Raw genomic sequence first — 8,702 nt, forward strand, 5'->3', positions numbered from 1 at the left:
CTCCTTATTGCAAACGTCCGTGACAATGCTTGTATTTTTTCCCTGAACCACAGGGGCAGGGCTGATTTCTGCCAATTTTATCATCCACCTGCAGAGGCGACTGACCGGTGGCTTCGGCCATGCTTTCCCCCAGAACCGTTCCGGCAACCATGGACAAACCGATATTATCCGCAGCCGTTTCCGCCGCAAAATCCGGATGGGAAAACTGCAGATGCTGAGGTGCCGCAGCACGGGCCAGGGTGTCCCAATCCATGGTCTCGGCGGCGGGGCTGACATGCAGACGCGACAAGGTGCTGATGACCTCCTCGCGCATCCGCGCCAGCATGCTGTTGAACATGGCCAGAGACTCTTTTTTATACTCCTGCTTGGGGTTTTTCTGGGCATAGCCCCGCAAATGAATACCTTCGCGCAGATGGTCCATACTCGCCAGATGATCCTTCCACTGGCTGTCCAGCACCTGCAACATGATGGACTTTTCAAAATGACGGGCCATTTCGCTGCCCATCAAGGTCTCTTTTTCAGCGTAAGTCGCCTGAACCATCGCCATGATTCGGGTGCGCAGGCCTTCATAATTCAACCGTTTGTCGGCTTCCAGCCATTGCGCAACCGTTGCCTCCAGCCCGAACACCCGCTGCAGGGCAGACTCCAGGCCCGGCACATCCCATTCTTCTTCCATGACTCCAGCGGGAGTGTAGTCTGCCAGCACGGCGTCCAGCACGTCTTCCCGCAGCATCTGGATTTCTGCACTGACATCATCCGAATCCATAAAGGCATTGCGTTGCTGGTAGATGATTTTGCGCTGCTCATTCGCGACGTCATCATATTCCAGCAACTGTTTACGAATGTCGAAGTTGCGGCTTTCCACCTTGCGTTGGGCGTTTTCAATGGATTTAGTCACCCAGGGATGCTCGATGGCCTCGCCTTCTTTCATGCCCAGTTTCTGCATCAAGCCACCCAGGCGATCGCTGCCGAAAATCCGCATCAGGGGATCTTCCAGGCAGAGATAAAAACGGGTGGTACCCGGATCTCCCTGACGGCCGGAACGACCGCGCAGCTGATTATCGACGCGCCGGGATTCATGCCTTTCGGTGCCGATAATATGCAGGCCACCCGCCTCAATAGCCCGGTCATGAAGGCCTTGCCAACCATTTTTCAGGGCCTCGGCACGCGCGCTTTTACTGTCTTCATCCAGATCCGGATTCGCCAGCACCATATCCACCTGATGACCGACATTACCGCCCAGGACAATATCGGTTCCACGACCAGCCATATTGGTGGCAATGGTCACTGCACCGGGAGTGCCTGCCTGGGCAATGATTTCCGCCTCGCGTTGATGCTGCTTGGCATTCAGAACTTCGTGCGGAATTTTGCCCTGCTTGAGCAGATGGGATAAAAATTCGTTGTGCTCGATGGACGTGGTACCCACCAGCACCGGTTGACCGCGCTGATGGCAATCGCGAATATCCTCGACAATGGCGGTCCATTTTTCCTGGGCAGTGCGATAGATGAGATCGGCCATATCCAGACGCCGCACCGGCTTATGGGTCGGAATCACCACCACTTCCAGATTGTAAATCTGGTTCAACTCAAAGGCTTCGGTGTCCGCCGTACCGGTCATTCCCGACAGTTTTTCATACATCCGGAAGTAGTTCTGGAAGGTAATGGAAGCCAGGGTCTGATTTTCATTCTGGACTTCAACCCCCTCCTTGGCCTCCACCGCCTGATGCAGCCCGTCGGACCAGCGCCGGCCGGTCATCATGCGCCCGGTGAATTCATCGACAATGCAGACTTCGCCATCGCGCACAATGTAGTCGGTTTCGCGGTGATAGATGACATGCGCCCGCAATGCCTGATTGAGATGATGGACCAGGGTGACATTAGCCAGGTCGTAGAGATTGTCCTCGGTCAACAGACCATGCTCGGCCATCAGCCGCTCAGCTTTTTCGATACCCTCTTCGGTGAGCATGACCTGCTTGGCTTTTTCGTCCACCGTGTAGTCTTCGTCAACCACAAATTCCCCCACCAGCTTGTCCACACGGAAATACAAATCTGTATTTTCTTCGGTGGGACCACTGATAATCAGTGGAGTCCGGGCTTCATCGATGAGGATGGAGTCCACCTCGTCAATAATGGCGTAGTGCAAGCCGCGCTGCACCCGGTCGGCGGGGGAAAAAGCCATGTTATCGCGCAGATAATCGAAGCCGAATTCGTTATTGGTTCCGTAGGTAATGTCTGCCGCATAGGCTGCACGGCGATCTTCCGTGGCCAGATCGGAAATGATGGTACCGACGCTGAGACCGAGAAAATTATGAATTTTCGCTACCCATTGGGCATCACGACTGGCCAGATAATCATTGACGGTAATGACATGCACCCCCTTGCCGAGCAGGGCATTGAGGTACGCTGGCAGGGTAGCAACCAGAGTTTTGCCTTCACCCGTGCGCATTTCGGCAATTTTGCCTTCGTGCAGCATGTATCCGCCAATCAGCTGCACGTCATAGTGACGCATGCCCATGACCCGGCGGGTTGCTTCGCGCACTACGGCAAAAGCCTCGGGAAGGATGGCATCCAGAGACTCACCCTGGGCAATGCGCTCCTTGAAAACCGCCGTCTGCGCCGCAAGAGTGGCATCGTCCATGGCCTGGTATTGTTCTTCCAGTGCGTTGATCCGGGCGACTACTGCGCGGGCTTTCTTGATCAGACGCTCATTGCGACTACCAACCACATGACGGATGATGGTTCCAAACATGAATAGACAAACCTAGGTAAAAAATATTGTGCAGGTTAGCATGAAAGCCCATGAATGATAAACGACAGCGCGCACAGCGTCCCTTTGCCGGTCGCCAGCCGGGCCATATCGGGACTATTTTGCAAAAAGCCCAGATACTGCGGGAACGTCAAGCTGCCTGGAATGCCTTGCTAGGACTGGAAGCCCAGGATTGCACCTGGCTGGCTGGCTGGTCAAATAACACGCTGCAGGTACTTTGCCAGAGCCCGGTTTGGCACACCTGGTTACGCCGCCATGAAAAAAAATTGATCAAAAGCTGGAACAAGGCCTTTCCCGACACCCCGGTACAACAGATTCAATCCAGCGTCAGACCCTGGCAAGCGCAACTACCCGCGCAAGTGCCGACACCAAAGAAAACACACCGATACGCGACACAAGCCGCGCCCATACTCCGCGAAAGCGGAAAAGCCATGGCGCCGGACATTACTGCCGCCATGCTGCGTCTGGCGGCGACTCTGGAACAAGCTCAGGCGGGGGAAGATACCAGGGTTTCGGCGAAGGAAAAGGTGCCGAAGCTTCAGAATAATCGACAAACTCCCAGGCGTCCTGGCGCTTGAGCAGGGCGCGTAACAGACTGTTATTCAGAGCATGGCCCGCCTTGTGTCCGGAAAAATGCCCGACCAGAGGATGCCCGAGAAGGTACAAATCACCGATGGAATCGAGCACCTTGTGGCGAACGAACTCATTGGTATAGCGCAGACCTTCTTCATTGAGAATGCGGTAATCATCCACGACAATCGCATTATCCAGGTTACCGCCCAGAGCCAGGCCCATTTTCCGGAGAGTTTCCACTTCCCGCATGAACCCAAAAGTCCGGGCACGCGCCACTTCTTTCAAGTAAGACGTCCGTGAAAAATCCACGGTCACATCCTGGCCCCCGTTTTTTACCACAGGGTGGTCAAAATCTATGGTGAAACTGACCTTGAATCCATCAAATGGCTCCAGACGCACCCAACGATCACCATCTTCGGCCAGCAGCGGCTGGGTAATACGAATAAAACGCTTGGGCGCATTCTGTTCTTCAATACCGGCGCACTGGATCAAAAACACAAAAGGCGCCGCGCTGCCGTCCATGATCGGGACTTCCGGGCCGTCCAGATCAATGTAGGCATTATCAATCCCCAGACCCGCTAGAGCAGACATCAGATGTTCAATAGTCCCTACACGAATTTCTCCATCCCCGATATTGGTGGAAAGACGGGTATCCACTACATGCAAGGGATCAGCCTTGATCCAGGCACCGCCAGCAATATCGCTGCGATGAAACACAATGCCGGTGTTGATCGGGGCAGGGCGCAGCCCCAGGTAAACCTTACGGCCACTGTGCAGACCGATTCCGGTACCCCAAATCATATTTTTAAGTGTGCGCTGACGGATCATGACATTATCCCTGTGCGATCCTCAGGACCGCTCTACCAATGTACTGTGGCTATGTTCTGTAGGTTAGGTTACAACATTTTGTTGTCTCTATACAACTTACCGACTGGTCAGGCAGTTTACAGCGGCTCGCGGCCTTCGACAAGACGTATTGACAATTGTTAACAAATAAGTTTTTTCTTAAATGCCCGCTTTCAGGGAAATACCCCCAATATTGCGCCAGTCATGTATAATCACGGCTTCGATGAAATCCCGCAGGGATTTCATCCATGAATATATCCTAACTTTGCGATCAAGGAAGTTCACCTATGGCCACGCCCAGCAGTAAAAAAACCCTGATGACCTTATATTCCAGCGAAGATTGTGTGTATGCGCATCGTGTGCGTTTTGTACTGGAAGAAAAAGCGATGGAATACCAGACCATCGAAGTCGATCTTGCCCAGAAGCCTGAAGAACTGGCCGAACTCAATGCTTACAATCAAGTTCCCACCCTGCTCGACCGGGATCTCGCCATTCACGAATCCGTGCTGATCATGGAATACCTGGATGAACGCTTTCCGCACCCGCCCCTGATCCCCGTTGACCCCATTTCCCGGGCCAAAGTACGTATGGGCCTGCTGCGCTTTGACCAGGACTGGTTTGCTCCGCTGTTTCAGTCCGGCTTCAGCCCGGAACAAAACAAGGCCGCCAAGGAACAGGTTCGCAGCACCATGGCCGGGCTCAGCGCGATTTTTACCCAGCAACGCTTTCTTTTTGGTGATGAGCTGTCCATTCTGGACTGCGCTATCGCGCCCCTGCTCTGGCGCTTTCCAGTGTTGGATATCAGCCTGCCCGCAGCCGCCAAAGCTACCCAGGAATACATGGATCGCCTGTTCCAGATGGAGAGCTTCAAACGCAGCCTGACCCCTGCCGAGAAGGCCATGCGCTGAGATGATGGTGGACCTTGGTCGGCTGCAGAGTCTGCCGGAAGGCTTGTTTGCGCGTTGCAGCCTGGATCCCCAGGGTTGCATAGCCCTGGAAAGACAACAACAGGGTTTTCAGAAAGTCAGTGCCGCCCAGTTCCAGGCCAAAGTGCAGGCGCGCGCCGAAGGTTTACTACGCCTTGGCGTCAAGCGCGGGGAAAGAGTCATTTTGATGGCGCCCAATTCCATGGACTGGGCCATCATGGATTTTGCCATTCTCAGCATAGGTGCCATCACCGTCCCGCTTTATCCCAGCTTCAGCCCCCGGGAGATTCACTATGTGCTGGGAGACAGCGGCGCCGGGTTGGTGTTGCTGGAGGGCAAACAGGAGTGGGAAAAAATGCAGGGGGAAGGCTGGGGGGTTCCCCGGGAACGCATCCTGCTCAGGGACGCGACTGCAGCGCAGGGGGCCGGACTGAAGCACTGGAGCCAACTGGAACAGAGTAACACTCACGCCCAGCAGCTAGAGCGGGCAGAGCGCCTTGCCGAGCTGCACCGAGATCAGATAGCCAGCATTGTCTACACCTCCGGGACCACCGGCTGGCCCAAGGGCGTGATTCTCAGTCATGGCAACATTCTCAGCAATATTGCCGGATTCTTACCTTTGGTTCCCCTGCGGCGCGGGCAGCGGCTGTTGTCCATTCTGCCACTCTCCCATGTGTTCGAGCGCGGAACCGGGCACTTTGGCGCCTACCTGCTGGGCCTGGAAATCGCCTATGCCGAGCGCCCCGATACGGTTTTGCGGGATATGGAAGCCGCCCACCCGGATATTGTCATTGCCGTCCCCCGGGTTTTTCAGTTGCTCTACAGCCGCGTGCGGCGCGGTATTGAGGAGCGCAAGGGTATTGTCGGCCGCTTCATGCAACGCGGTGCCGGGCTCAGCACTGGAAGCAAACCTGCGGCGTCGTGGCAGCGCCGCCTCGCCCGCCACTTGCTTGCCTCGGGCTTACGCAAAAAACTGGGGGGTCGTCTGCGTTTTTTTGTGTCAGGTGGGGCGCCGCTGGATGCCGATATTGCCCGGTTCTTCCTGGAAATCGGGCTTCCCGTTGTCGAAGGTTATGGCATGACCGAGGCTAGTCCGGTCATCGCTGCCAATCCTCTGGAGCATATCCGCCCCGGAACCGTCGGTCGCATCCTGCCCAATCTCCAGGGACGTATAGCCGACGATGGAGAAATACTGGTGCGCGGACCATCCATCATGTCCGGCTACTGGAATAATGACAGTGCCACCCGGGAAACCCTGGTCGATGGCTGGCTACATACCGGCGATGTGGGCAGCCTCGATGCAGCAGGATACCTGACCATCTGTGACCGCAAAAAAGATCTGATCGTCAATTCGGCAGGTGAAAACATCCCTCCGCAAAAAATCGAGATGCGCTTGATGGCACAGCCCCTGATCAGCCAGGCCGTGGTATTTGGGGATCGCCTGCCTTATTTGAGCGCCCTGATTTTTCCCAACCCGGAACAGGTGCAGTCCCGCTTCGGAACAGACCCGGACGCCGGCATTCTCCGCAGAGCCATTCAGGAAAGCATTACCGCTGCCTTGCAGGATTTGCCCTCCTATGAACAGGTGCGGCGTTTTGCCCTGTTGCCGGAAGCCCTGAGCGAAGCACACGGCGAGGTCACCCCCACCCTGAAAATCAAACGCCGGGTGGTTGCCGAACGCTACGCCGAGTTATTGACCGAGATGCGCAAGCACTAAGGCCTATGGATATTCCGCTGCCGCCCGGACTCGTGCCGGTTTTCGCCGCGCTGGAACAAGCGGGAGCGAGAATCCTGCTGGTGGGTGGGGCGATTCGCGACAGCCTCTTGGGTTTGCCGGTGCATGACTGGGATCTAGAAGTATACGGATTGGGCGAAAATCGTCTCGAAGCATGTCTGGCACCCTTTGCTGCGCATCGGGTAGGCGCCCGTTGTGCCGTCTGGGTAGTTGCCGGTGCCGAAATTGCCCTGCCCCAAAGCGGGGAAATACCCGATCCTCATCTCCCCTGGTCCATTGCCGCCCGACGGCGGGACTTTACAGTCAACGCCCTGGCCTGGGACTGGCGAACCGGACAGGTACTGGATGCCGTCGGCGGCCTTCGCGATCTTCAGGAAAAACGCCTGCGTGTAGTGAACCCCGACACTTTCACCGAGGACCCCCTGAGAGCTTTCCGGGCTGCACGCCTGGCCGGACAACTGGATTTTCATCTGGATGCCGCCAGCGTCCGCATCTGTCAAAAACTGGCAATGGCGTTGCCGGGGCTTCCGGCCGAACGACTGCGCAAGGAGTGGGAGGCGCTGCTATTGCGCGGGCGCAATCTGCGCAGAGCCTGGGACGCTCTGGCGCAAACCGGCAGCATCCGGGCTTTTCCAGCCCTCGCCGCTGTGCAGGCTATTCCCCAACGCCCGGATGCCCATCCCGAAGGCGATGTCTGGATACACACCGGTAAAGTGCTGGCTGAGGCAGCCAAGCTGCGCCAGAACCAAGCGGCCAGAGACCTTGTGCTGATGCTGGCGGCAATGTTACACGATCTCGGCAAAGCGAACTGTACCCGACGGGACCCCCGGCAGATCTGGCGAACCATCGGTCATGAACAGGTTCTGGCACCCGCCACACTTTTTCTCAACCGCTACTTTCCTGGCGCGCATCTGCTGTTACAGATCATACCGCTACTGCGCTGGCATGGGGCTCCCCATGCCTTGTTCCATGCCCAAGCCGGTCGCAAGGCGTATGCCCGCCTGGCTCTTCAGGTGCCGGATCGCAGCCTCCTTCTCGACCTGGCTCTGGCTGATGCCCGGGGAGCCGGTCATCTGGAAGTCCCGGCTATCGCCAGCACCCGCGAGATATGGCAGCAACTGGGACTCTGGGAAACCCTCCCCGACGCCTTGCTGCGTGGTGAAGACTTAGTGGCTCTGGGTGTTGCTCCGGGACCCAGGCTCGGCCAGATATTACGCAGCGCCTACCAGAAGCAGGTCCTTGAACACCATCACGATCGCCGCACATTACTCAAAGCCATGCGCGGCCTTTTTCCCGAACTCAATCCCCCAGGCGCCCCTTCTTGTTGACTGCCGTAGTATTTCCCCATTGCCCCATATCCTGTACTTGCACCCCTACCCACCAGTAAGGGGCCACACTGTCCTGACCGTGACCACCGACCAATGCCTGCCCTGGTGCCAGATGGACATGATCCAGTAGATTGCGGGCATCTGCCCGACTGCGAAAAACAGACCACGCCACCACCCTTTCCATGGGGGCGGTGGACGGGACTTCGCGGGCTTCATCCAGAAAGTTATCATTAATCATGGTTTTTATCCTCCAAAAAACGGCGTCAGCTGCCAGTAAGCCCAATACTTCTCCGCTCTGACTCCTACAGTATAGCCCGCGAATGGCGTCTTTTTTTCTTCTGACAGATGCCTTGAAAACGCGTATGATCCGCCTCGGAGTGGGCCAGACGACCGCTGCGGATTGATCCGGAGAGGAAAGTCCGGGCTCCACAGGGCAAGGCGCCGGTTAACGGCCGGGGGGCGTGAGCCTACGGAAAGTGCCACAGAAAATATACCGCCAAGCGCGCAAGCGCCGGTAAGGGTGAAAA

At 56.6% G+C, this 8,702-nt stretch carries 5 protein-coding genes, 1 other RNA gene and 2 pseudogenes; 5 read left to right on the forward strand and 3 right to left on the reverse strand.

Going from position 1 to position 8,702, the window contains the following annotated elements; all coding sequences use genetic code 11:
• Positions 1 to 4: 4 nt before the first annotated feature.
• Entirely contained in the window at positions 5 to 2,749 is a 2,745-nt protein-coding gene (gene secA, locus AC2VLR_RS00520) for a preprotein translocase subunit SecA (RefSeq protein ID WP_486880380.1), read from the reverse strand.
• A 50-nt stretch (positions 2,750 to 2,799) separates the two neighbouring features.
• Here secA and AC2VLR_RS00525 point away from each other — a divergent pair.
• Positions 2,800 to 3,075, forward strand: a pseudogene (locus AC2VLR_RS00525) (DciA family protein); the annotation flags it as partial.
• 179 nt (positions 3,076 to 3,254) lie between these two features.
• On the opposite strand, the pseudogene lpxC reads toward AC2VLR_RS00525, so the two are convergent.
• A pseudogene (lpxC, locus tag AC2VLR_RS00530) lies at positions 3,255 to 4,168 on the reverse strand (UDP-3-O-acyl-N-acetylglucosamine deacetylase).
• Between the two features lie 305 nt (positions 4,169 to 4,473).
• On the opposite strand from lpxC, the gene AC2VLR_RS00535 reads away from it, so the two are divergent.
• Genes AC2VLR_RS00535 through AC2VLR_RS00545 form a run of 3 tightly spaced genes read left to right on the forward strand, consistent with a single transcriptional unit; the run spans position 4,474 to position 8,175 of the window.
• On the forward strand, positions 4,474 to 5,094 hold the full coding sequence (locus AC2VLR_RS00535) for a glutathione S-transferase N-terminal domain-containing protein (RefSeq protein ID WP_486880381.1): 621 nt from the start codon (positions 4,474 to 4,476) through the stop codon (positions 5,092 to 5,094).
• 1 nt (position 5,095) lies between these two features.
• On the forward strand, positions 5,096 to 6,829 hold the full coding sequence (locus AC2VLR_RS00540; RefSeq protein WP_486880382.1) for an AMP-dependent synthetase/ligase: 1,734 nt from the start codon (positions 5,096 to 5,098) through the stop codon (positions 6,827 to 6,829).
• Positions 6,830 to 6,834: 5 nt separating this feature from the next.
• Positions 6,835 to 8,175 carry a tRNA nucleotidyltransferase/poly(A) polymerase family protein gene (locus AC2VLR_RS00545; protein WP_486880383.1) on the forward strand — a complete coding sequence of 447 codons (1,341 nt, stop codon included), beginning with the start codon at positions 6,835 to 6,837 and terminating at the stop codon, positions 8,173 to 8,175.
• Here the strand turns inward: AC2VLR_RS00545 and AC2VLR_RS00550 are convergent.
• Positions 8,147 to 8,413, reverse strand: coding sequence for a hypothetical protein (locus tag AC2VLR_RS00550; protein ID WP_215843042.1), 267 nt, complete (start codon positions 8,411 to 8,413; stop codon positions 8,147 to 8,149). The genes AC2VLR_RS00545 and AC2VLR_RS00550 overlap by 29 nt on opposite strands.
• A 136-nt stretch (positions 8,414 to 8,549) precedes the next feature.
• Here AC2VLR_RS00550 and rnpB point away from each other — a divergent pair.
• Positions 8,550 to 8,702, forward strand: an RNA gene (gene rnpB / locus AC2VLR_RS00555) — RNase P RNA component class A; the annotation flags it as partial.

Source organism: Acidithiobacillus sp. TH-A117 (assembly GCF_057473465.1).

Excerpts from the sequence above, each read along its gene's own strand:
- secA (WP_486880380.1), bottom strand. The coding sequence starts at position 2,749 with ATGTTTGGAACCATCATCCGTCATGTGGTTGGTAGTCGCAATGAGCGT.
- AC2VLR_RS00550 (WP_215843042.1), bottom strand. The coding sequence starts at position 8,413 with ATGATTAATGATAACTTTCTGGATGAAGCCCGCGAAGTCCCGTCCACC.
- AC2VLR_RS00545 (WP_486880383.1), top strand. The coding sequence starts at position 6,835 with ATGGATATTCCGCTGCCGCCCGGACTCGTGCCGGTTTTCGCCGCGCTG.
- AC2VLR_RS00540 (WP_486880382.1), top strand. The coding sequence starts at position 5,096 with ATGATGGTGGACCTTGGTCGGCTGCAGAGTCTGCCGGAAGGCTTGTTT.
- AC2VLR_RS00535 (WP_486880381.1), top strand. The coding sequence starts at position 4,474 with ATGGCCACGCCCAGCAGTAAAAAAACCCTGATGACCTTATATTCCAGC.